This window comes from Roseateles noduli (genome assembly GCF_050626985.1).
Taxonomy (GTDB): Bacteria; Pseudomonadota; Gammaproteobacteria; order Burkholderiales; family Burkholderiaceae_C; genus Roseateles; species Roseateles noduli_A.
Genome location: NZ_CP192463.1, coordinates 2090902 through 2114530, shown reverse-complemented (window position 1 = coordinate 2114530; position 23629 = coordinate 2090902). Strand labels below are relative to the sequence as shown.

19 protein-coding genes are annotated in these 23629 nt (G+C 70.0%); 14 read left to right on the top strand and 5 right to left on the bottom strand.

Going from position 1 to position 23629, the window contains the following annotated elements:
* Window positions 1-1452, top strand: a complete 1452-nt coding sequence (gene hydA / locus ACQ4L4_RS09110) for a dihydropyrimidinase (protein WP_431103920.1) — start codon at window positions 1-3, stop codon at window positions 1450-1452.
* 14 nt (window positions 1453-1466) lie between these two features.
* Window positions 1467-2744, top strand: a complete 1278-nt coding sequence (locus ACQ4L4_RS09105) for a Zn-dependent hydrolase (RefSeq protein WP_431103919.1) — start codon at window positions 1467-1469, stop codon at window positions 2742-2744.
* A 4-nt stretch (window positions 2745-2748) separates the two neighbouring features.
* Here ACQ4L4_RS09105 and ACQ4L4_RS09100 read toward each other — a convergent pair whose 3' ends face one another.
* Window positions 2749-3888, bottom strand: a complete 1140-nt coding sequence (locus tag ACQ4L4_RS09100; protein ID WP_431103918.1) for an FAD-dependent oxidoreductase — start codon at window positions 3886-3888, stop codon at window positions 2749-2751.
* 111 nt (window positions 3889-3999) lie between these two features.
* Here ACQ4L4_RS09100 and ACQ4L4_RS09095 point away from each other — a divergent pair, with 111 nt between their 5' ends.
* The 9 genes from ACQ4L4_RS09095 to ACQ4L4_RS09055 all read left to right on the top strand — a co-directional run bounded on the left by ACQ4L4_RS09095 (window position 4000) and on the right by ACQ4L4_RS09055 (window position 13803).
* On the top strand, window positions 4000-4695 hold the full coding sequence (locus ACQ4L4_RS09095; protein ID WP_431103917.1) for a TetR/AcrR family transcriptional regulator: 696 nt from the start codon (window positions 4000-4002) through the stop codon (window positions 4693-4695).
* A gap of 335 nt (window positions 4696-5030) precedes the next feature.
* A complete protein-coding gene (locus ACQ4L4_RS09090; protein WP_431103916.1) occupies window positions 5031-6560 on the top strand; it encodes a DUF4331 domain-containing protein in 1530 nt (509 codons plus the stop codon).
* A gap of 14 nt (window positions 6561-6574) precedes the next feature.
* On the top strand, window positions 6575-6907 hold the full coding sequence (locus ACQ4L4_RS09085; RefSeq protein WP_431103915.1) for a hypothetical protein: 333 nt from the start codon (window positions 6575-6577) through the stop codon (window positions 6905-6907).
* 29 nt (window positions 6908-6936) lie between these two features.
* Window positions 6937-8079 (top strand): hypothetical protein, encoded by a 1143-nt coding sequence (locus ACQ4L4_RS09080; protein WP_431103914.1) that lies wholly within the window; start codon window positions 6937-6939, stop codon window positions 8077-8079.
* Between the two features lie 95 nt (window positions 8080-8174).
* Entirely contained in the window at window positions 8175-9425 is a 1251-nt protein-coding gene (locus ACQ4L4_RS09075) for a HupE/UreJ family protein (protein ID WP_431103913.1), read from the top strand.
* Complete coding sequence (locus ACQ4L4_RS09070; protein ID WP_431103912.1) at window positions 9422-11575, top strand: TonB-dependent receptor; 2154 nt, start codon at window positions 9422-9424, stop codon at window positions 11573-11575. Before ACQ4L4_RS09075 ends, ACQ4L4_RS09070 begins: the two co-directional genes overlap by 4 nt.
* A 110-nt stretch (window positions 11576-11685) precedes the next feature.
* Complete coding sequence (locus ACQ4L4_RS09065) at window positions 11686-12375, top strand: sigma-70 family RNA polymerase sigma factor (protein ID WP_431103911.1); 690 nt, start codon at window positions 11686-11688, stop codon at window positions 12373-12375.
* Entirely contained in the window at window positions 12375-13187 is an 813-nt protein-coding gene (locus ACQ4L4_RS09060; protein ID WP_431103910.1) for an anti-sigma factor, read from the top strand. The genes ACQ4L4_RS09065 and ACQ4L4_RS09060 overlap by 1 nt, the downstream gene beginning before the upstream one ends.
* 136 nt (window positions 13188-13323) lie before the next feature.
* Window positions 13324-13803 (top strand): VOC family protein, encoded by a 480-nt coding sequence (locus ACQ4L4_RS09055; RefSeq protein ID WP_431103909.1) that lies wholly within the window; start codon window positions 13324-13326, stop codon window positions 13801-13803.
* Between the two features lie 21 nt (window positions 13804-13824).
* Here ACQ4L4_RS09055 and ACQ4L4_RS09050 read toward each other — a convergent pair whose 3' ends face one another.
* Window positions 13825-14790 carry a VPLPA-CTERM sorting domain-containing protein gene (locus ACQ4L4_RS09050; RefSeq protein WP_431103908.1) on the bottom strand — a complete coding sequence of 322 codons (966 nt, stop codon included), beginning with the start codon at window positions 14788-14790 and terminating at the stop codon, window positions 13825-13827.
* Window positions 14791-15035: 245 nt separating this feature from the next.
* Between ACQ4L4_RS09050 and ACQ4L4_RS09045 the strand changes: the two genes are divergently transcribed.
* A complete protein-coding gene (locus tag ACQ4L4_RS09045; RefSeq protein WP_431103907.1) occupies window positions 15036-15833 on the top strand; it encodes an SIR2 family NAD-dependent protein deacylase in 798 nt (265 codons plus the stop codon).
* On the opposite strand, the gene ACQ4L4_RS09040 is transcribed toward ACQ4L4_RS09045, so the two are convergent.
* From ACQ4L4_RS09040 to ACQ4L4_RS09030, 3 genes are all read right to left on the bottom strand, one after another.
* Window positions 15811-16323: a CC0125/CC1285 family lipoprotein gene (locus ACQ4L4_RS09040; protein ID WP_377154725.1), complete on the bottom strand. Its 513-nt coding sequence runs from the start codon at window positions 16321-16323 to the stop codon at window positions 15811-15813. The two genes, ACQ4L4_RS09045 and ACQ4L4_RS09040, sit on opposite strands and share 23 nt — an antisense overlap.
* Window positions 16324-16501: 178 nt before the next feature.
* Window positions 16502-17212 (bottom strand): response regulator, encoded by a 711-nt coding sequence (locus ACQ4L4_RS09035; RefSeq protein WP_431104904.1) that lies wholly within the window; start codon window positions 17210-17212, stop codon window positions 16502-16504.
* 259 nt (window positions 17213-17471) lie between these two features.
* A complete protein-coding gene (locus ACQ4L4_RS09030; protein ID WP_377154729.1) occupies window positions 17472-18863 on the bottom strand; it encodes an ATP-binding protein in 1392 nt (463 codons plus the stop codon).
* 200 nt (window positions 18864-19063) lie between these two features.
* Here ACQ4L4_RS09030 and ACQ4L4_RS09025 point away from each other — a divergent pair, with 200 nt between their 5' ends.
* Window positions 19064-20401 (top strand): efflux RND transporter periplasmic adaptor subunit, encoded by a 1338-nt coding sequence (locus tag ACQ4L4_RS09025; protein ID WP_431103906.1) that lies wholly within the window; start codon window positions 19064-19066, stop codon window positions 20399-20401.
* Window positions 20402-20405: 4 nt separating this feature from the next.
* Window positions 20406-23570, top strand: coding sequence for an efflux RND transporter permease subunit (locus tag ACQ4L4_RS09020; protein ID WP_431103905.1), 3165 nt, complete (start codon window positions 20406-20408; stop codon window positions 23568-23570).
* Window positions 23571-23629 lie beyond the last annotated feature (59 nt).

The window sequence follows — 23629 nt, the reverse complement described above, 5'->3', positions numbered from 1 at the left end:
ATGAACAACGCCTTGCTCATCCACGGCGCGACCGTGGTCAACGCCGACTGCGAAACCCGGGCCGACGTGCTCTGCGTGGAGGGCCGCATCGCCGCCGTGGGCGCCGCCGCCGCGCGCGAAGCCCCGTCCGGCTGCGAGCGGCTCGACGGTGCTGGCCAGTACCTGCTGCCCGGCGGCATCGATCCACACACCCACATGCAGCTGCCCTTCATGGGCACGGTGACGCAGGACGACTTCTTCAGTGGCACGGCCGCGGGCCTGGCCGGCGGCACCACCAGCATCATCGACTTCGTCATCCCCAATCCGCAGCAGCCCCTGATGGAGGCCTACCGGCAATGGCGCGAATGGGCCGGGAAGTCCGCCGCCGACTATGGCTTCCACGTGGCCGTCACCTGGTGGAGCGAGAGCGTGCATGCCGACATGGGCCGGCTCGTGGCCGAGGAGGGCATCAACAGCTTCAAGCACTTCATGGCCTACAAGAACGCCATCATGTGCGACGACGAGACGCTGGTGAACAGCTTTCGCCGGGCGCTGGAGCTTGGCGCCATGCCCACCGTGCACGCCGAGAACGGCGAACTCGTCTACCTGCTCCAGCAGGAGGTGGCCAAGATGGGCATCACCGGGCCCGAGGGGCACCCGCTCTCGCGCCCGCCGATGGTCGAGGGCGAAGCCGCCAACCGCGCCATCGCGATCGCCGATGTGCTCGGGGTGCCGATCTACATCGTCCATGTCTCCTGCATCGAGGCCGCCGAGGCCATCGCCCGCGCTCGTGCGCGCGGTCAGCGCGTCTACGGCGAGGTGTTGGCGGGTCATCTGCTGATCGACGACAGCGTCTACCGGCACCCGGATTTCGCCACCGCCGCGGCCTATGTGATGAGTCCGCCGTTCCGGCCCAAGATCCATCAGGAGTTCCTCTGGCGCGGCCTGCAGAGCGGCCAGCTCCACACCACGGCGACGGACCACTGCACCTTCTGCGCCGGGCAGAAGGCCGCGGGCAAGGACAACTTCGCCAGGATCCCCAACGGTTGCGGCGGCATCGAGGAACGCATGGCCGTGATCTGGGATGCGGGCGTCAACACCGGCCGGCTCACGCCGAGCGAATTCGTCGCGATCACCTCGACCAACTGCGCCAGGCTGTTCAACCTCTATCCGCAAAAGGGCGTGATCGCGGAAGGCGCCGATGCCGACCTCGTGCTCTGGGACCCGCAGGGCACGAAGACGCTCTCCGCCAAGACCCACCACAGCCGCAACGACTTCAACATCTTCGAGGGCCGCACGGTGCGCGGCGTGCCGAGTCACACGATCTCCCAGGGCCGGCTCGTCTACGCGAACGGCGATCTGCGGGCCGAGCAGGGGAAGGGCCGCTACCTCAAGCGCCCTCCCTTCGGTCCCAACTTCAAGGCCGTGCAGGCGCGCTCGCAGGATCTCGCGCCGACTGCCGTGGTGCGATGAAAAGGGGGCTTGCGATGGACATGAAGACACCCACCCGACTGGACGCGCTGCGCGTCAACGGCGAGCGCCTCTGGGAGTCGCTGATGGCGCTCGCGAAGATCGGCGCCACGCCCAAGGGCGGCGTGTGCCGCCTGACGCTGACCGACTTCGACCGGGACGGCCGCGACCTGGTCCTCCGCTGGGCGCGAGAGGCCGGCATGACGGTCACCATCGACAAGATCGGCAACGCCTTCATGCGCCGTCCAGGCCGCAACAATGCGCTGGCGCCCATCATGACCGGCAGTCACATCGACACGCAGCCCACGGGCGGGAAGTTCGACGGCAACTACGGGGTGCTGGCCGGGCTGGAGGTGGTGCGGACGCTCAATGACCACGGCATCGAGACCGAGACGCCGATCGAGGTCGCCTTCTGGACGAACGAGGAGGGCTCCCGCTTCGTGCCCGTCATGATGGGCTCGGGCGTGTTCGCCAAGGCGTTCACGCTCGACCATGCGTACGCCGCCACCGACATCGAAGGCAAGACCGTGCGCGGCGAGCTTGAGCGCATCGGCTACATCGGCGAGCAGGAACCCGGCGACCATCCGATGGGCGCCTACTTCGAGACCCACATCGAGCAGGGGCCGGTGCTGGAGGACAACGACAAGACCATCGGCGTGGTGCAGGGCGTGCTGGGCATCCGCTGGTTCGACTGCACCGTCACCGGCATGGAGGCGCACGCCGGCCCCACGCCGATGGCGCTGCGCAAGGATGCGCTCCTGGCCGCCACGCGCATCATGCAGGACGTGGTGAATGCCGCGCACCGCCATCCGCCGCACGGCCGCGGCACCGTCGGCATGGTGCAGGTCTTTCCGAACAGTCGCAATGTGATCCCGGGCCAGGTGAAGTTCAGCATCGACCTGCGCAATGCGACGGACGCGCTGGTCGACCAGATGGTCGAGGAGGTGAAGTCCTTCGCCGCGCAGGTGGCGTCGGAGCACGGCGTGGAGGTGAAGCTCGAGATGGTGTCGAGCTACTCGGCCATCGGCTTCCACCAGGATTGCATCAATGCCGTGGCGCGTGCCGCTGAACAGCTCGGTTATTCCAGCATGCCCACGGTCTCCGGCGCGGGGCACGACGCCGTCTACATGTCGAGACTCGCGCCGACGGGCATGATCTTCATCCCCTGCAAGGACGGCATCAGCCACAACGAGATCGAGGATGCCAAGCCCGAGCACATCACGGCGGGCTGCAATGTGCTGCTGCACGCCATGCTTGAGCGGGCCGTCCCGGTGAACACCGACACCACCCGTTGACGCTTCACCGCCGGGCGGCCAACTGAGCCTGGTCGAAGAAGCGCACCAGGCTGTGCGGCGCCTCGTCGCCGAGGCAGGCGTCGAGCACCTCGACTGCTCCCGCCGCCGCCGCGGCGCTGCGGGGGAAGAGCTTCTCCTCATAGGCCGCGAGCGCCGCTTCGAGATCGCCGGAATGCCCGGCGATCGACGCACCGAGCTCGGCGCCGTCGAGCATGGCGAGATTCGCGCCATCGCCCGCCGGGGCCATCAGATGCGCCGCGTCGCCGAGCAGCGTCACGCCGGGGAGGCGTGCCCATCGATGATCCGAGGGCAGCGCATGGATCGGCCGCAGCACCGGATCCGTCTCGCCGTCAGTGATGAGCGCGGTGAGCGCCCGATCCCAGCCCTCGAACTCTGCGGCCACGCGATGCCGTGCGGCGGCGGGCTCGGCGGCTTCGATCTCGGAGACCCAGGCCATCGGCTTGCGCAGCGCCACATACGTGTGCAGCACGCCGTCCGGCTCGCGGTGGGCGAAGAGGCCCTTGCCTGGCACCATCGCGAAGAGGGCACCGCCGCCGACCGCCTGCGCGCTTGCGGGATGGCGGACATCCGCATCGGACAGATGGGTCTCGACGAAGGTCGTGCCGATGTACGCGGGCTTCGCGTCGGAGAGCAGGGGGCGGACTTTCGACCAGGCCCCATCGGCGCCGACGAGCAGATCCGTCATCGCCGTGGCTCCGTCGGCGAAAGTCAATGCATGCCGGCCGCCGCCGAGCGCGGTGACCGATGCCAGCTTGCGACCCCATTGCACCGTGCCTGCCGGCAGCGAGTCCAGCAACAGGCGACGGAGTTCACCGCGGCGCACTTCGGGCCGCCCGCCGTCGCCGTCGTCGGGCTGGTCGAGCAGCACCGCGCCGGTGCTGTCGAGCACCCGCGACGCCTGCCCGCCCGGATGGATGAGGCGGACGAACCCATCATGCAGCCGCGCGGCCTTCAAGGCGATCTGGCCGCTGTCATCGTGGATGTCGAGCATGCCGCCTTGGGTGCGCGCGGTGGCGGAGGCTTCGGCCTCGTAGACGGTCGAGGCGATGCCGTGGACGTGGAGTACCCGGGCGAGCATCAGGCCGCCGAGGCCGGCGCCGACGATCGCGATCGTGCGTGTCATCTGGAATCCTTCAGGCTGGAGTGACATCGCCCGACAAGGAGGGAACAGGCCGATGTGTGGAATGACGTTCCATGATGATGGAGCGACGTTCCAGTTGTGTCAAGATGCGGCATGGTCAAGAAGACACGTGCGCCTCAACGGCGCGAGGATTCCCTCTCGCGCGATCGCATCATCGACGCGTCGATCGAGCTGCTCGACAGCGCCGGGGAGGGCGGCCTGACCTTCCGCGCGCTGTCGGAGCGGCTTGCGACCGGACCCGGCGCGATCTACTGGCACATCGCGAACAAGGGCGATCTGATCGTCGCCGCCTGCGACGCCGTGATCGCCGGTGTGATGGCCGTCCATGCGGAAGCGGAGACGCCGGAGGACACGATCCGCGCGCTGGCGCTCGGCATGTTCGACGCGATGGACGAGCACCCGTGGATCGGTTCGGCGCTGTTCCACTCGGCCGGCGCACTGCCGACGGTGCGTCTGCTCGAATGCATCGGACAGCAGGTGAGGGCGCTCGGTGCGCCGCCTGCGGGGCAATGGTCGGCGACATCGGCGCTGCTGCACTACATCCTCGGCGTCGGCGGACAGAACGCGGCGAACCGGCTCTCGGCGCAGACGCGCGAGCTGGATCGGGAGGACTTCCTCGGCGAGGTGGCGGACGCGTGGTCCGCGCTCGACGAGCGCGACTACCCGTTCACGCGATCGGTGGCCGAGCAGTTGCGGGACCATGACGACCGCGGCGACTTCCTCGCGGGCATCGATCTGATCCTGGGCGGGATCAAGGGGATGTCGAAGGCGACGGGGCGGAAGCGGTAGCTCCGCGCCGAAAGAGTCCGAGGCCTCGGCCCGGGCGATGAATGCAGGCCCAGGCAACGACCGGGCACGCGCCGCGCTCCTCGCGCGCGACGCGTACGCAGCCCGTCGACTTCTGGATTCATCGGAAACCTGCAGGGCCTGTCCCGCCCATCGCTGACGCGATGACGGACTGACAGGGCGCGTCCTTGCCCTCCGGGAGCAGCGGTGGACATCAAACCCGCGACACGGACGGGGACGGCGCATCCAACGCGCACCCCGCCGCGTAAAGGGACCCGGGTGGCGCTGATCCGCGCCCGCCTCCACCACATCGTTCCCTCAACAACGAGGAGATTTCCATGACCCAGTTCCCATCGACGCCCCTGCGCGTCGGGCTGTTCGCCGCGAGCGCGCTCTGCGCCGGCCTGGCCTTCGCGTCCAGCCATCGCGAGGCGCCGTTCATCACCACCGTCCCCAAGGCGGACGCGACCGACTTCTACCTGTTCATGAGCTACGAGGCCGGCCGCACCGACTACGTCACGCTCATCGCCAACTACCTGCCGCTGCAGGACCCGTACGGCGGCCCCAACTACTTCTCGCTGGACCCGAATGCGCTCTACGAGATCCACGTCGACAACAACGGCGACGCCAAGGAGGACATCACCTTCCAGTTCCGGTTCAAGAACTCCCTGAAGGGCACCGCGCTGACCATCGGCGACAAGAGCGTGCCGATCCCGCTGATCCAGTCCGGCCCCGTGTCCGACGTGAAGGCCGCCACGCTCAACCTCAACGAGAGCTACACCGTGGACGTCGTGCGCGGCGACCGCCGATCCGGCACGCGCTCGGCCATCGTCAACGCCAGCGGCGGCGGGACGTCCTTCGACAAGCCGGTCGACAACATCGGCAAGAAGACGATCGCCGATTACGCGGCCTACGCGGCCAAGCACATCTACTCGGTCACGATTCCCGGCTGCGCCCAGCCGGCCAAGGTCTTCGTGGGTCAGCGCAAGGATCCGTTCGCGGTCAACCTGGGCACGATCTTCGACCTCGTCAACGCGCCGGTCGGCGTCATCACCGACCCGGCCCAGACCAACGCGGCGCCCAACACGCTGGACGGGAAGAACGTCACCACGCTCGCGCTTGAGGTGCACAAGAGCTGCCTCGTCGCCGGCACCGAGCCGGTGATCGGCGGCTGGACCTCGGCCAGCATGCGCCAGGCCCGCATCCTCGATCCCGCGCCCAAGCCCGGCCACCAGAACAGCGACAAGGCCGGCGGCGCCTGGGTCCAGGTCTCGCGCCTGGGCATGCCGCTGGTCAACGAGGTCGTCATCGGCCTGCCCGACAAGGACCGCTTCAACGCCTCCCGGCCGAAGGACGACGCGCAGTTCGCCAACTACGTGACCCATCCGACGCTGCCGGCGCTGCTGTCCACCGTGCTCAACCTGCCGGGGACCGCGCCGACCAACCTGCCGCGCAACGACCTGGTCACGACCTTCCTCACCGGCATCAAGGGCGTGAACCAGCCCGCGAACGTGGTCGCCTCGGAAGAGCTCCGGTTGAACACGTCGATCGCGGCCGTGCCCTTCGCGCAGCAGAACCGGCTGGGCATCGTCGGCAACCTGCTCGCGCAGGGCAACGACAACGCGGGTTACCCCAACGGCCGTCGACCCAAGGACGACATCGTCGACATCTCGCTCGTGGCGGTGATGGGCGGCCTGTGCGTGGCCAACGGCGACACCGACGCGCTGGGCTTCGGCGCGGCGTGCAAGCCGTCCGCGGTGCCGCTGGGCGCCACGGCGTTCAAGCTGCATGACGCGGTCGACCAGGCGGTGGTGCCGCTGCTGCCCGGCTTCCCCTACCTGTACACGCCCCTGGGCGGCACGCAGTGAACGAGGAGACCATCATGAGCGAATCCTCTTCGAGATCGTCCACGACCGCCGATCACGACGATCGGACCCCCGTGGCGCGCCTGCGTCGTCCGGCGCTCGCGCTGACGGCGATCGCCGCCGCCGCGATGGTGGCCGGCTGTTTCGGCGGCGGCGATGGTGACGGCGGCGGGCCGGTCGATGCGACCCCGGCGTCGGTGCCCGACAGCGCGCTCGGGTCCTCCGCGGCCTACACGCAGTTCACGCTGACGACCTCCCAGTCGAGCAGCGAGACCGCGGAGCCGCTGACGGCCGACAACGTGACGACGCCGCCCGCCAGCGAGACCGACGAACCGGTGTCCGTCAGTTGAAGGCCGCGCGAGCCCTCGCGCTCGCGTGCGTGGCCCCCTTCGCCGCGGCGGTGTGGGCGGAGCCCTTCACGCCTCGTCAGGATGACGAGGTCGTGGAGCGGCTGCCGCTGCGCGCCGGATCGGCGGTTGAGCGCGCGCGCCAGCGTGCCGAGCAGCGGGTGCTGGCGCAGCAGCCGCGCGACCTCGGGCTGGCGCTGCGCGCCGCGCGCGAGGCCATCGAGCGCAGCCGGCGTTACGGCGACCCGCGTGACCTCGGCACCGCGCAGGCGTGGTTGCAGCCCTGGTGGAACGATCGCGACGCGCCGCCCGCGGCGCGCCTGCTCAAGGCGACGGTGCTGCAGGCGCGGCATGACTTCGATGCGGCGCTGGAGGAACTCGATCGCCTGCTCGGCGCGGGCGGACTGCCGGCCGCGCTCCAGGCCCAGGCGGAGCTCACGCGCGCCGGCATCCTGCAGGTGCGCGGCCGTTGGGACGAAGCCAGGCAAGGGTGCGAGCGACTGGCGGCGCCGCCGCTGGCGCTGTCGCACGGACACGCCTGCCTGGCCGAGCTCGACAGCCTGCAGGGCAGGGACGCGGCCGCGACGCAGCGCTTGTCGGCGCTCGATCGCGCGCCGGGGGCGCCGCATGCCTGGATCGCCCTGCTGCGTGCCGAGCTTGCCGAGCGCCAAGGGCTCGCGACGGCCGGGCCACTGTACGCGCGGGCGCTGCAACTGGACGACGAGCTCTATGTCCGCGCGGCGTATGCCGATTGGCTGCTCGATGCGGGCCGTCCGAGGGATGCCGCAGCCATCGTGCGCGCCGGACAGCCGGAGGCATTGGACCAAATTCCCGACGCGCTGCTGCTGCGTCTGGCCATTGCCTGGAAGCGGGCGGGCGATGCCGGCGCCGCGCGCGCGGCGGTCGAGATGCAGCAGCGTTTCGACGCGGCGGCGTTGCGCGGCGACACCAGCCACGCGCGGGAGCGGGCGCGCTTCGCGCTCGATGTGCAGGGCGATGCGGCGCTGGCGTTGAAGGAGGCCACGACGAACTGGACTCAACAGCGCGAGCCGGCGGATGCTGTGCTGCTCCTGCGCGCCGCGCGGGCGGCGAAGCGGCCGGATGCGGCGGAGCCGGTTCGCGCCTTCATCCGCGAGCGGTCGATGCAGGACCGGCGTCTGAAGGAGCTCGGATGAACGGAGCTCGGATGAACTGGGTTCGAATGAACCGGGCTCGGATCGACGGTGCTCGGATCACCCGGATCGATGAGGTTCGGAAGAACGGGGCAGCGATGACAGGCTCCCGGATGGGCGCGTGGCTTCGACGGGTCGTCGTGGCGTTCGTCGTGCTCGGGGGCGTCGTGGGCGCTTCGATCGTCGAGGCACACAAGGCCAGCGACGCCTACCTGCAGCTGCGCGTGGCGGACACGACGGCGACGCTGCGCATCGACATCGCCCTGCGCGACCTGGACCGCGATCTGGTCCTCGACGCCGACGACGACGGCCTGCTGCGTTGGGGCGAGGTGCGATCGCGGGCGGCGGACATCGAGGCACTGGTGGATCGCAGCGTGCGTCTGGAGGTCCGTGACACCCAGGGCTTCGCCTGCCGACCCGGGCCGCTCGCGCCGCTGCAGCTGGAGCAGCACAGCGACGGCCGTTATGCGGTGCTCGTGCAGACGTGGACCTGCGGGCGTGCGCCGGCGGTCGGCACCTTGTCCTATGGGCTGTTCGCGGCGACCGACCCGACGCATCGCGGCGTGCTGGTCTGGCGCCAGGGCGGGGCGGCGAAGACCGCCGTGGTCGCGCCGGGAACGGCGGGCATGACCGTGCCGCTCGGACCGGACCGCGCGACCGCCGCAGGCCTTGCCGGGAGTGACGCCGCGGCGAGCCAGGCCGGCGCTGTCGGAGCGGACAGTGGCCAGACGCAGGGCCTGGCGGGCATCTTCCGCGACGGCGTCCATCACATCTGGATCGGCGTGGACCATGTGCTGTTCCTCGTCGTCCTGCTGCTGCCCGCGGTGCTGCGGCGCGAGGCGGGGCAGTGGCGTCCCGACACCGCGTGGCGGCCGGCCCTGTGGCGCGTGCTCGGCGTGGTCACGGCCTTCACGGTGGCGCATTCGATCACGCTGGCGCTGGCGGTCTTCGACGTGCTCAACCCGCCGTCGCGCTGGGTCGAAAGCCTGATCGCGCTGAGCGTGCTCCTCGCGGCGCTGAACAACCTGCGGCCGGTGCTCGTGGAGACGCGCTGGCGGCTCACGTTCGCCTTCGGCCTGGTGCACGGCTTCGGCTTTGCGAACGCGCTGAAGGACCTCGGACTCGCGCGGTCCGAACTGGCCGCGCCGCTGGTGCTGTTCAACCTCGGCGTGGAAGCGGGGCAACTCGCGATCGTCGCCGTGCTGGTGCCGCTGGCGTGGGCCGCGCGGCGCTGGCGCGGTTATCCGCGATGGGTGCTGGGCGCGGGATCCGTGATCGTGGCGCTGATCGCGATCGTCTGGCTGGTCGAGCGTCTCTTCGATGTGCAGATCCTGGGAGTGGGCGGATGACAGCCGATCGACTGATGACAAGGGCGGCCGTGACGCTGGCGGCGGTGAGCCTGCTCGGCGTCGCGGGCGCTGCAGAGCCGGACGGTGATGCGGCGACTGGCGCCGCATCCACGACCACGACCACGACCACGACCACGACCACGACCGCGCCGATCCTCGCGCTGCAACGCGTGGCGGTGGAGGGGCGCCACTACGACAACGGCGTCGGCAGCAGCGATGCGGCGTCGCAGGGCACGATCCGCGCGGGCCTTCTCAAGAGCCGGCCGGTGCTGCGGCCCGGCGAGGTGCTGGAGTTCGTGCCCGGCCTGATCGTCACGCAGCACAGCGGCGACGGGAAGGCGAACCAGTACTTCCTGCGCGGCTTCAACCTCGACCACGGCACCGACTTCGCGACGACGGTGATGGGGCTGCCGGTCAACATGCCGAGCCACGCCCACGGGCAGGGCTATGCCGACCTCAACTTCCTGATCCCGGAACTGGTCGAACGCATCGACTACCGCAAGGGGCCGTACTTCGCCCGCAACGGCGACTTCGCCGCCGCGGGGTCGGCGGACATCGACTACCTGAGCGAGCTCGACGCGCCCTTCGTCACCCTGACGCTGGGCGAAGGACGCTACCGTCGCGCGCTGGCGGCGGGATCGACGCGTGTCGCGGAGGGCGTGCAACTGCTCGGCGCCGTCGAGGCGATGGGCAATGACGGTCCGTGGCGGCTGCCCGAGGACTTGAGCCGACGCAACCTCGTGCTGAGCCTGTCGGGCGCGTCGGGCGGCGATCGCTGGCGCATCGGCCTGATGGACTACCGCGCCGACTGGACGTCGACCGACCAAGTGCCCCAGCGTCTCATCGATGCGGGCAGCTTCGACGGCCGGCCGTTCGGCCGCTTCGATGCGATCGATCCGAGCGACGGCGGCAGCACGCGTCGCAGCAGCCTGTCGGGCGAGTGGTCCCGCGACGAGGGCGGCCGCAGCACGCGGGTGGCCGCGTACGCGATGGCGTATCGGCTGTCGCTCTACTCGAATTTCACCTATGCGATGGAGCGCCCCGAGACGGGCGACCAGTTTGCGCAGAAGGACGACCGCAAGATCTACGGCTTCAGCGCCAGCCACGCGGTGGAGACGACGCTGGGCGGGCTGCCGGCGCGCGGTGAAGTCGGCGTGCAGTTGCGCCAGGACCGCGCGCGGGTCGGGCTCTTCGACACGCAGGCGCGGACGACGATCGGCACGACGCGCGACGATCGGGTGCGGGAGACGCTCGCGAGCGTCTACGGCGACCTCGGCGTGGAGCTCACGCCCTGGGCGCGCACCGTCGTCGGCGTGCGGACGGACCAGGCGCGGTTCAGCGTCGACAGCCTCGGCAACGCGATGAACTCGGGCTCCGCGCGGCAGACCCTGGCGTCGCCGAAGTGGTCGCTGGTGCTCGGGCCGTGGGCGCGCACGGAGCTCTTCCTCAACGCCGGTCGCGGCTTTCACAGCAACGACGCGCGCGGCGTGACGGCGCGCGTCGATCCGCGCAGCGGCGACCCTGTGGACGCGGTGCCGGGACTGGTCAAGGCCAAGGGTTATGAGCTGGGCGTGCGCAGCGAGATCGTGCCGGGGCTGCAAAGCTCGCTGGCGTTGTGGAAGCTCGATTTCGACTCCGAGCTGGTCTACGTCGGCGATGCCGGCGCGACCGAAGCCAACCGGCCCAGCAAGCGGCACGGCGTCGAATGGAACAACCGCTTCGTGCCGATGCCCTGGCTGCTGATCGATGCCGACCTGGCCTGGACGCGGGCGCGGTTCTCGGATGCCGACCCTGCCGGCGCGCGCATCCCCAATGCCGTCGACAAGGTGGCCTCGTTCGGCGTGACGGTGCGCGAGTTGGGTCCGTGGTCGGCCAGCCTGCAATGGCGTTACCTCGGCAGCGCGCCGCTGATCGAGGACGACAGCGTGCGGTCCCGCTCCTCGCTGACGACCAACCTGCGCGTGAGTCGGCGCTTCGGGGCGAAGACGGAGGTGACGCTGGACGTGTTCAACCTGCTCGATCGCCGGGTCAACGACATCGAGTACTTCTACGAATCCCGCCTCCCGGGCGAGCTGGCCGCCGTGGCCGATCGCCACGTGCATCCGGCGGAGCCGCGCACGTTGCGCGTGACCTTGCGTCGCAGCTTCTGACGCGGGTCAGAAGCGGTTTCGAAGCGGTTTCGAAGCGGTTCCGAAGCCACGCCAACGCCGCTTTGATCCTCTTTTTGATCCAGATGCGCATTGCCTGCGTAGAAGGGGCCATGACGACCTCCTCCGACGACTCCGGTCCCGATCCGCGGGCCGATGCGGCGCCGTCCGCCCATGCCGAGCGCGACGAGCGCCTCGCGGCGCTGATGGCGCGCGTGGCGTCGTCCGACCGCGGCGCGTTCGATGAACTCTATCGGGCCACCAGCGCGACGCTGTTCGGCATGGTGCTGCGCATCAATCGCGACCGCGGTCATGCGGAGGAAGTCCTGCAGGAGATCTACATCACCGTCTGGCGGCAGGCGCCGAGCTTCGATGTCGCGCACGGCAGGGTACTGACCTGGCTCACGACGATCGCGCGGCACCGGGCGATCGACAGCCTGCGGCGCCGGGCCGCGCAACCGGCGACCATCAGCCGTTTCGGCGCGCTGGACGGCGGCGAGGGCGGCGACGGGGAGCGCGACCTCCTGGACCACATGCCGAGCGAGCAGCCCAGCCCGCTGGACCTGCTGGACGACGCGAACCGCGCCCACGCGCTCGAGCGCTGCATGTCGCAGCTCAGCGGCGAGCAGCGCAGCAGCCTGGCGCTGGCGTACTACCAGGGGCTCTCCCATTCCGAGGTGGCCGAACACATGAGCCAGCCGCTGGGCACGGTGAAGAGCTGGGTGCGGCGCGGGCTGTTGAGCCTGCGCGGTTGCCTGGATCGCGCCACCGGGCGCCTGGGCGCGATGAGTCGGGTGATCTGATGGACTACGGACATCCGGAACGCGCCGAGCGACTGGCCGCCGACTACGCGGTGGGCACGCTGCGGGGCGGCGCGCGCCGCCGTTTCGAACGCCTGCTGCCGGCGCATCCCGCGCTCGCCGCGGCCACGGCGGCGTGGACGGCGCGGCTGCAGCTGCTGGCGGGGCAGGTGGCCCCGGTCGAGCCGCCGCCACGCGTGTGGACGACGATACAGACGCGCCTCTTCGGCGCGGCGGAGGGCGGGTCCGTCGTGGCCTCGTCGGCCGCATCGCCATCGACCTCACCATCGACCTCACCATCAACTTCGACTTCGACTTCGACTTCGACTTCGACTTCGACTTCGACTTCGCCTTCGGAAGTGCGTTCGACCGCCCAGGGTCGCTCCGGCCCGCTGCGCTTCTGGCGAGGCCTCAGCGCCGTGGCCCTCGCGGCCTCGGTCGTGCTGGGCGTGATGGTGGCCCGGCCCGTGCCCGAGGCGGCGCCCATCGTGGTGGTGCTGCGCAGCACGCCGGAGGGCGTCGGGCTCGTCAAGACGGGCTTCGTCGCCAGCGTGTCCGCGGATGGCCGGGCGCTGGTGCTCAAGCCCTTGGCGCCGGTGGTCATCGATGCCGCTCACGCGCTGGAGCTCTGGGCCGTCCCGAAGGCCGGCGCGCCGCGCTCGCTCGGCCTGATCGCGGCGGGCGACGTGCCGACCACGGTGACGCGCGCGAACCTGCTCGACGACACGCAGGCCTTCGCCGTCAGCCTGGAACCGAGCGGCGGCTCCCGCACCGGCAAGCCGACGGGACCCATCGTGTCGGCGGGAGGCATCTGAGGGCGCGAGGTCGCGCCAGGCGGGGTGTGTTCTTTCGCCGCACAGCGCGCGTGTCCCTCATGCGGAGGACCGTGTCGAAAATGCGGCGCACCGCTCGTCGTGCATAGGATGTCCCACCCACCCCAAGGAGACCCTCATGCAAGCGAAGAACACGATCTGCGTCTGGTACGACCGCGATGCCGAAGAGGCCGCGCGCTTCTACGAGAAGACCTTCCCGGACAGCAAGGTGGGCCGCATCGCCCGCGCGCCGGGGGACTACCCCTCCGGCGCGGAGGGCGACGTGCTCGTCGTCGAGTTCACCGTGATGGGCATTCCCTGCATCGGCCTCAACGGCGGGCCGGCCTTCAAGCACAGCGAGGCCTTCTCGTTCCAGGTCGCGACCGATGACCAGGCGGAGACGGACCGGCTGTGGAGCGCGATCGTCGGTAACGGCGGTCAGGAAAGCGAATGCGGCTGGTGCAAGGACAAGTGGGGCATCTCGTGGCAGATCACGCCGCGCGTGCTGTCCGAGGCGCTGAACAGCCCCGACCGCGCCGCGGCCAAGCGGGCCTTCAACGCCATGATGGAGATGAAGAAGATCGACGTCGCGAAGATCGAGGCGGCGCTGAAGGGCTGAACGCCCGGCGCCGCCGGGCGATCAGGCCGGCGAACAGGCTGGCGTGACCCCGGCCGGTTGCGTCGCATTGGCGCGCCGGCGACGCACCAGCAAGGCGCCGATACCGGCGACGGCCATCCAGGCGGCAGAGGGCTCAGGCACCGCGGCGGCCGGCGCGAAGGACCGGGTCCAGTCCGTGCCCGAATCGGACGTCAGCGAGTAGTCGACCAGGGTGCCGTCGGCGCGGGTGACCGACGAGATCCCGCCCCAGTAGATCCCTTGCGTGAACAGTGATCCGCCGTTGCCCGACACGGCGTAGTCCAGGAAGTTCAGCGTGACGCTGCTCTGCAGGGACAGTTCGATCATGCTGCGCGCGCCAGAGCGGATCATGGTCTCGAAGGTGAAGACCTGGCCGACGGTCGACGAGGGTTGGCTCGACGGAAACTGGGTGGCCGTGGTGCCGTCGTAGTAGATCCAGGTATACGCGTTGGCGCGCGAACTGTTCTGGCCGAAGGTCTGTGACGCCAGCCAAGAGGTCTCGCCACCGAAGTTCGAGTTGCCGGGTTGCGATTCGATGGTGCTCTGCGTGCCGCCGAAGATGGCCACGCTGTAGCGCACCTTCAGGAACTCTGACGGGGCATCGGTGTCGATGCGCACGAAATCGTAGAGGCTCGCCGATGCGGTGGCCGACACCGTTCCCGGGCCGTCGAACGAGGCAAAGGTCGATGCGGTCACCGCACCGGGATTGACCGACGTGGCAGCCCAGGACTCGGTCTTGAAGGTCACACCGCCGGCGCCGGTGCCGGACTGGGTGCCGTGATCGGCCAGCGTGCCGAACGCGCCGGACGAGGTCGTCCGATCCAGACCTTCCGACACCAGCCGGGTCGATTGATCCTGTCCCGCTTGGGCGACTGCCACGACCGCCGACAACCCGACGGCAAACCAGATCTGCTTCATGTGTTTTCTCCCTGGATGGGATGCGCACTCGCGCATCGCGGGCGCGAGCATACCCAGACAATCTGTATGAAGCGGTGACATTGCATGTCAAACCGCAGGCTGCTCAGCGGCCGCCACGCTCAGCGCCTGGCAATCACCTTGTCGGCCATCTTCTCCAGCAGGGTCAACAGCTTCGCTCCGATCACTCATGACATGCGATTATCCGAGCGCATCACTGCGGCCCACTCGAATCCTCGGGGGAGACGAACTCCCTCTCGCGGGGGAATCGTGCAGTGCAAATCGACGGACTTCTGAACATGAATGACAAGAACGAGTGGGGCGACCTACCCACAGCACTGAGTCAATTGCTGGATCGCCGTTTCGAGCACATCGTCGTGTTCAGCGGTGCCGGCATGTCGGCCGACAGCGGCATTCCGACGTTCCGCTCAGGCAGCAACGGGCTGTGGGGCGAGTTCGATCCCCAGCAGCTGGCAACACCTGACGCCTGGCAGCGCGACAAGGAGACCGTCTGGGGCTGGTATGAATGGCGCCGGGGTCACGTGATGGCCGCGACGCCGAATCCGGGCCATGTCGCCGTCGCTCGCTTGCAGCGCGAATTCGGCGCGCAGGTCGTGACGCAGAACGTCGACGACCTGCATGAGCGCGCGGGCGTCGAAGGTGCCTTGCACCTGCACGGCAGTCTCTTCGCCGCGCGATGCGATCGCTGCGGCGCGCGCGCGACCTTGAACCACCCGCCGCCTGAAGCGCAACGTCGATTGACGCCGCCGACCTGCGCGGCGTGCGGCAAGGGCTCGATCCGTCCGGGCGTCGTGTGGTTCGGCGAGCAGCTCGACGACGAGGTCGTGAACGCGGCGGCGCAACGCATCGCCGACTGCGACCTGCTGCTGATCGTCGGCACCTCCGGCGTCGTTTATCCGGCGGCGGGCATGGTGAGGCTCGCACCGAAGGATGCGGTGATCGTCGAGATCAATCCGCAGCCGGGCGACGTGGCCGCGCAGGTGGGCTTCCGGTGGCAGACGACCGCGGCGGCCGGACTGCCGGCCGTGGCGGCTTGGCTGTCCGAAGTTGCGCTCAGGCCTTCGGCGGACGCTTGACGCCGTAGCGCGGTCCCATCTCCGTCCACAGGAACTGCGCGTCGTAGACCTTCTCCGGCGCGACGCCGGCGGGCTTGTCCGCGAAGCACTGGATCGTCAGCGTCGTCGCCGGCTGCTTCTGCGTGACCGTCTTGGCCTCGTTGTAGGTGGTCGTCGAGACCGACTTCGTCTCATTGCCTTCGACCTTGCTCGTGGTCTCGGTCGTCTGCGTCGCCGGCACCGTGTAGCTGCTGGTCAGCACGTCGTTGCGCTCCTCGACGACGACGAAGTAGCGGTAGCCCTTCGTCAGCGTCACCTCGGCGCTGCGCAGCAGGGCCTGATCGGCCGCCTTGGACGGCACGTCGCCCTGGTAACCGGCGAAGGTCACGCGGTACCGGTCCGGCGAGAGCGGCGCGTCGCTGTAGCCGTAGCCCCCGAACATGCGGGTGTAGGACGTGAAAGCGCAGGCGTTCAGAAGCGCCAGTGCGCCGATGGCGATCCATTTCTTCATTCAGGGTTCCTCCCGGGAATCGACTGTCCGAAAGCGCCGTGACCGTCTCATTGCGGTCATGTTGCGGAACGCTTCGGAGTCGTCAGCAAATGCTCGTTCGAATAACGCGGCGGTTCGTCGCTCGTTGACTGCCGAGTCCGCGCAGTGCGGATTGGACCATCGGTCCAGGCAAGACCTGTCACCGCTCGAAACGGTAACCCACCCCGTAGATCGACCGGATCCGGTCCGTGCCGGCGCCCGCACGCTCCAGCTTGCGCCGCAGGTTCTTGATGTGGCTGTCGACCGCGCGCTCGGTGACCTCGCGGCCATCGACGTGCAGCAGGTCCAGCAGCTGCGTGCGCGCGTACACGCGCCCCGGCTGCGCGGCCAGGATGTGGAGCAGGCGGAACTCGATCGGCGTGAGGTCCAGCGGCTCGCCGCGCCAGGTGGCGGTCCAGCCGGCCTCGTCGATCGACAGCGCCTCGCTGCCCGCCGCGAAGGCGGCCACCGCGGCGGCCGTCGCCATCTCGTGCGCACGGCCGCGGCGCAGCGCCGCCTTCACCCGCGCCATCACCTCGCGCGGACTGAAGGGGTTCTTCGCGATGTAGTCGTCCGCGCCGGTCTCCAGACCGGCGAGCCGGTCCGACTCGTCCGCCCGCGCCGTCAGCATCAGGATCGGCACGCTGCTCATCGCGCGCAAGCTGCGGCACAGCGTCAGTCCGTCGATGCCCGGCAGCATCAGGTCCAGCAGGATCAGGTCGTGCCGGCGCGCCGTCCACGCCGGGATCACGTCGCGGCCATCGGCCACGCACTCCGGCTCGTGCCCGGCCGCGCGCAGATAGTCCGCCAGCAGCGCCGCGAGCTTGGGCTCGTCCTCGACCACCAGCACCCGCGACGGACCCGGCTCCATCGGCATCGGCGCCAGACCCGATGCCGCGCCAGCGCCCGATCCTCCGCTCGATCCCGCACCCCCCGATCCTGCGCCCGATCCCGCGCCTGATATCGCGCCCGATCCCGCGCCTGATATCGCGCCCGATCCCGCGCCTGATATCGCGCCCGATCCCGCGCCTGATATCGCACCCGATCCCGCGCCTGATACCGCACCCGATCCCGCGCCCGATACCGCGCTTGATACCGCGCCTGATCCGGGGGGCGATCCCGTGCCGTTCTCAGACATGGACCGGCAGCTCCACACGCATCCAGAGACCGCCCAGCGGCGAGGGGCGCGCCTCGATGCGGCCCTCGTGCGCCTCCGCGATGCGCTGGCAGATCGACAGCCCCAGGCCCGATCCGCCGCCGCGCCGGCTGCGCGAGGCGTCGACGCGGAAGAAGCGCTCGAACAGCCGCGGCAGATGCTCCGGCCCGACGCCGGGCGAGGTGTCCTGCACGTCGATCACCGCGTGCTCCCCGCTGCGCCGCGCGCTGATGCTCAGCGCGCCGCCCGCGTCGGTGTAGCGGCAGCTGTTCTCGACGAGGTTGCCCAGCAGTTGCCGCAGGCGGCGCTCGTCGCCGAAGACGCGCAGCGGCTGCTCCGGCAGATCCAGCTGCAGCTTCAGGCCGCTGCCGTGCAGCCGCTCCCCGAAGGCGCCGGCGGTCACGTCGATCAGCTCGCGCAGGTCGACCTCCGACTTGCGGTAGGCGAGGGCGCCGACGTCCGCCATCGACAGCTCGTGCAGGTCGTCGACGAGCTTGTGCAGGATCGCGACCTCGCCCTGCAGCGAGCGCAGCGCCTGCGCGTCGAGCTTGCGCACGCCGTCCTCCAGCGCTTCCAGCTCGCCGTGCAGCACGCCCAGCGGCGTGCGCAGCTCATGCGACACGTCGGCGAGGAACTCGCGCCGCATCGCCTCGTTGCGCTGCAGGGTCAGCGCGAGCTGGTTGAAGTCGCGGCCCAGGCCGGCGATGTCGTCGTTGCGGCGCGTCTCGGGCACGCGGACCTCGAAGTCGCCCGCCGCCAGCCGGTGCGTCGCCACGGCGACGCGTCGCACCGGGCTCAGCAGCCGGCGCGAGATCCAGTACGCCACCGCGCCCGCGAGCAGCACCGCCGCGCCGCCGACCACCCAGGCCGAGCGCAGTTGCGCGTCGTAGAAATGCTTCTCCGCGCCGGGGCTCACCGATTCGATCGGGGTCAGCGTCAACCAGCCGACCGTGAGACCGTCGACGATGATCGGCCGCTCCACGGTCGGCTCCACCGGACCCGCATAACCGGCCACGCGCTCGCGGTTCTCGTCGAACAGCGTGAAGCGCCGCGTCGCGCCCGTCAGCTCGGCGGGGCCGTGCTTGACCGCGGGCATGTCCGCCTCCGGCACCAGCGGGCGCAGCAGCCGGCCCCAGAGTTCGGGCTTCTGGCGCAGGAAATCCCAGCTCCTGCCGTTCTCGCGGTAGCCGGCGGTGACGCTGGTCCGGGCCAGTTCCAGCCGGTTCACGCCCTGTTCGTTGAGGTAGCCGATGAAGTCCCGGTTCAGGTTGATGTGCGAGAACACGCCCATCGCCAGCGCCACCGCCATGGCGGTGCTGAAGACGGCGGCGAAGAGCCGGGCGGTGAGGGTGAACGAGAGCTTCATCCGGAGGAGCGGGGCAAGGACGGACAACAGGCCGCGGAGAGAGGGGCATGGAGCGCCAGGGTGCCGAAAGTGATGGCAATCCCTCGACGCAGCGGATCATGGCGCCGCCGCCGTGCGGCCGGCAAGCCTTCTGGGCGGAGGCCGCGCGGCTGACGCGATCTTCAAGGTCTCTCCACATTCATGGCCGAGCATCTCCCGCCATGCCGAAGAAGATTCTGACATCCGCGCCCCTGACGTCGTCGACCGCCTCGTTGCTGCCGTCGCGCACGCCGCGCGCTCCGACCCTGGGCCCGATCGCCACGGCGCTGGCCGCCCTGGCCGTGCTCGTGCTCGCCGGCTGCGGCGAGAAGAAGGACGACACCGCCAAGCGCGCCCTGCCCGAGGTCGGCGTGATCGTGGTCACCACGCAGGACGCCCCGCTGTCGCTGGAGCTGCCGGGCCGGCTGTCCGCCAGCCAGGTCGCCGAGATCCGCCCGCAGGTGACCGGCATCGTGCAGAAGCGGCTCTTCGAGGAAGGCAAGCTGGTCCGCGCCGGCCAGCCGCTGTACCAGCTGGACGCCGCCACGTATGAGGCCGAACGCGCCCGCACCGCCGCCGCGCTGCAGAAGGCCGAGGCCCAGGTGGCCGTCGCCCGCAGCCGCGCCGAGCGCGACGCGGAGCTGCTCAAGGCCGACGCCCTCAGCCGCCAGAGCGCCGACGACAGCGCCAGCGCGCTGCGCCAGGCGCAGGCCGACGTGGCCGTGGCCCGTGCCGCGCTGGACGCCGCGCGCGTGCAGCTGGACCGCACCCGCATCACGGCGCCGATCTCCGGCCGCATCGAGGTCTCCACCGTGACCGCCGGCGCGCTGGTCACCGCCGCGCAGACGCAGGCGCTGACGACGGTGCAGCAGCTCGATCCGATGCATGTGGACATCGTCCAGAGCAGCGCCGAGATCCTGCAGCTGCGCCGGCAGCTCGACGCCCGCAGCGGCAGCAGCCAGGTCAGGCTGATGCTCGAGGACGGCACCGAATACGCCCGCCGCGGCACGCTGCAGTTCAGCGGCGTGACCGTGGACCGCGGCACCGGCGCGGTGACGCTGCGCGCGATCGTCCCCAACCCCGACGGCACCCTGCTGCCCGGCATGGTCGTCCGCGCCAAGCTGATGGCCGGCATCGACAGCGGCGTGATCCTCGTGCCGCAGCAGGGCGTGACGCGCTCGCCCACCGGCGAGGCGACCGCGCTGGTCGTCGGGCCGGAGAACAAGCTGCAGCTGCGCCAGCTGGTGCTGACCCGCGCGGTCGGCAACCAGTGGCTGGTCGCCAGCGGCCTCAAGGCGGGCGACAAGCTCGCCATTGAAGGCCTGCAGCGCGTGCGTGCCGGTCAACCGGTCACGCCGGTGCCGGCCGGGCTGAAGAAGGGCGCGCCGGGGGCCCAGGGCTCGGCGGGCGTCCCCGGCACCGCCGCCTCGGCGGCGGCGTCCGCCACGGCCGCGGTCGCGGCGGAGATCGGCGGCCCGGCCGCGTCGGCGGCCACCACCGCCTCCGGCGCGGGGCGCTGACACCATGGCCTCGTTCTTCATCGACCGGCCCATCTTCGCGTGGGTCATCGCCATCGTGATCATGCTGGCGGGCGGCGCCGCGGTGCGCTTCCTCCCGCTGGAGCGCTACCCCGACATCGCGCCCACCCGCATCTCGATCAACACCAGCTACCCGGGCGCCGCCGCCAAGGCGATCGAGGACTCGGTGACGCAGGTCATCGAGCAGAACCTCAAGGGCATCGACGGGCTGTTCTCGATCGAGTCCAACAGCAACGCCTCCGGCGGCGCCAGCACCGTGCTGAGCTTCGTCGCCGGCACGGACCCGGACCTGGCGCAGATGCAGGTCCAGAACAAGGTCTCGCAATCGCTCTCGCGGCTGCCGCAGGCGGTGCAGGCGCAGGGCGTGCGCGTGACCAAGGCGGGTACCGAGAACCTGATGGTCATCATGCTGACCAGCGACAACCCGGCCGTGACCTCGGCCGACCTGGGCGACTACCTGTCCAGCACGCTGGTCGACATCATCAGCCGCATCGAGGGCGTGGGCGACATCAACGTCTTCGGCTCCGGCTACGCGATGCGCATCTGGCTGGATCCCGCGCAGCTGCAGCGTTACGCGCTGGTGCCGGGCGACATCCGCAACGCGCTGCTGGCGCAGAACACCGAGGTCTCGGCCGGCCAGCTCGGCGCCCAGCCGGCGCCTGAAGGCCAACGGCTGACGGCCATCATCACCGCGCGCGCCAAGCTCACCACGGCGGAGCAGTTCCGCAACATCGTGCTGCGCGTGCAGGCGGACGGCTCCGCGCTGAAGCTGGGCGACGTCGCCCGTGTCGAGCTGGGCCGCGACAGCTACACCACCAACGTCAAGAGCACCGGCCAGACCGCGGCGGGCATGGCCATCCTGCCGGCCAGCGGCGCCAACGCGCTCAAGACCGCGGAGCTGGTGAAGGCCAAGCTGGCCGAGCTCGAACCCTTCTTCCCGCACGGGATGAAGTCGACCGTCACCTACGACACGACGCCCTTCATCAGCGTGTCCATCGAGGGCGTGGTCCATACGCTGATCGAGGCGATGGTGCTGGTCGTGGCGATCATGTACCTGTTCATGCAGAACCTGCGCGCGACGCTGGTGCCGGCGATCGCCGTGCCGGTGGTGCTGCTGGGGACCTTCGGCGTGCTGGCGCTGGCGGGCTACTCGATCAACTCGCTGACGATGTTCGGGCTGGTGCTGGCCATCGGCCTGCTGGTGGACGACGCGATCGTCGTCGTCGAGAACGTCGAGCGCCTGATGCGCGAGGAGGGCCTGAGCCCGCGCGACGCGACCCGCGAGAGCATGAAGGAGATCAGCGGCGCGCTGGTGGGCATCGCGGTCGTGCTGTCGGCGGTGTTCATCCCGATGGCCTTCTTCGGCGGCTCGACCGGCATCATCTACCGCCAGTTCTCGATCACCGTGGTGAGCGCGATGATCCTGTCGGTGCTGGTGGCGATGAGCCTGTCGCCGGCGCTGTGCGCGACGCTGCTCAAGCCCGTGCACAAGGGCGAGCACGCGGCCCACGGCGGCCCGTTCGGCAAGCAGCTGGACTGGTTCTTCGGCGGCTTCAACCGCCAGTTCGACAAGTTCAGCGAGCGCTACGTCGTGCGCGTGCGCTGGCTGACGGCGCGCGGCGTGCGCAGCTTCCTCGTCTACCTGCTGCTGATCGGCGGCATGGCGCTGCTCTACAAGTCGCTGCCGACCTCCTTCCTGCCCGACGAGGACCAGGGCAGCCTGCAGATGCAGGTCCGCATGGCGCCCGGCGCCACGGCCGAGCGCATGGAAGCGGTCGCGCAGGCGATGGAGGCCTACCTGGCCGAGCAGAAGGAAGTGCAGTTCTACAACCTCGTGCGCGGCGCCAACGGCGACCAGGGGTCGGGGCAGGGCTTCATCCGGCTGACCGACTGGACGGAGCGCCCCGAGAAGCAGCAGGGCGCCGCGGCGCTGGCCGAGCGCTTCAGCCGCGAGCTCGGCAAGAAGGTGCGAGACGCCAACATCTTCATCGTGCAGCCGCCGACGGTGCGCGGCCTGGGCGGCAGCGCCGGCATCCAGCTGTTCCTGCAGGACCTGGGCGGCGTCGGCAACGCCGCGCTGGCCGAGGCGCGCGAGCGCCTGATCGACGAGGCCAACAAGCATCCCGAGCTGGCGCGCGCGCGCATCAACAGCCTGACCGAGACGCCGCAGCTGCAGATCAACATCGACGACCAGAAGGCGGGCACGCTGGGCGTGGCGACGACGACGATCAACGACACGCTGTCGATCGCGCTGGGCAGCAGCTACGTCAACGACTTCATCGACCGCGGCCGCGTCAAGCGGGTGCTGGTGCAGGGCGAGGGCGCTTACCGGGCCGATCCGGACGCGCTGCGCCACTGGTACGTGCGCAACGCCGCCGGCACGATGGTGTCGTTCAATGCCTTCGCCACGGCGACGTGGCAGAACGGTCCGCGCCAGCTGGTCCGCTACAACGGCAGCGCGGCCTATGAAATCCAGGCCGACGTGCCGCCGGGCGTCAGCTCCGGCGCGGCGATGAAGGCGATGGAATCGATCCTGCGCGAGATGCCGCCCGGCATCGGCTTCGAATGGGCGGGCCGCAGCTACCAGGAGCGGCTCTCGGGCGACCAGGCGCCGATGCTCTATGCCGTGTCGGTGCTGTTCATCTTCCTGTGCCTGGCGGCGCTGTACGAGAGCTGGTCCGTGCCCTTCAGCGTGATGCTGGTCGTGCCGCTGGGCATCATCGGCGCGCTCGCGGCCAGCCACCTCGGCGGGCAGCAGAACGACGTGTTCTTCCAGGTCGGGTTGCTGACGACGGTGGGGCTCTCCGCGAAGAACGCGATCCTGATCGTGGAGTTCGCCGAGACCTTGCGAGGGCAGGGGATGAGCGTGCTCGACGCCACCTTGAAGGCGTGCCGGCAACGACTGCGGCCGATCCTGATGACCTCGCTGGCCTTCATGATGGGCGTGCTGCCGCTGGCCTTCGCGAGCGGCGCGGGCTCGGGCTCGCAGCGCGCCATCGGCGTCGGCGTGCTCGGCGGCATGGGCAGCGCGACGCTGCTGGGGATCTTCTTCGTCCCGCTGTTCTACCTGTGGGTGAAGCAGCGCTTCAGCCGCGCGAAACCTCCGGCGGCGCAGGCCGAGGAACACCAGGATCCGGAGGTGCGGGCATGAGCCGCGTTCTTGCACTTCGCCCGTCGGCGCAAGCCGGCCCGGGGGCTCCTCATACGCTG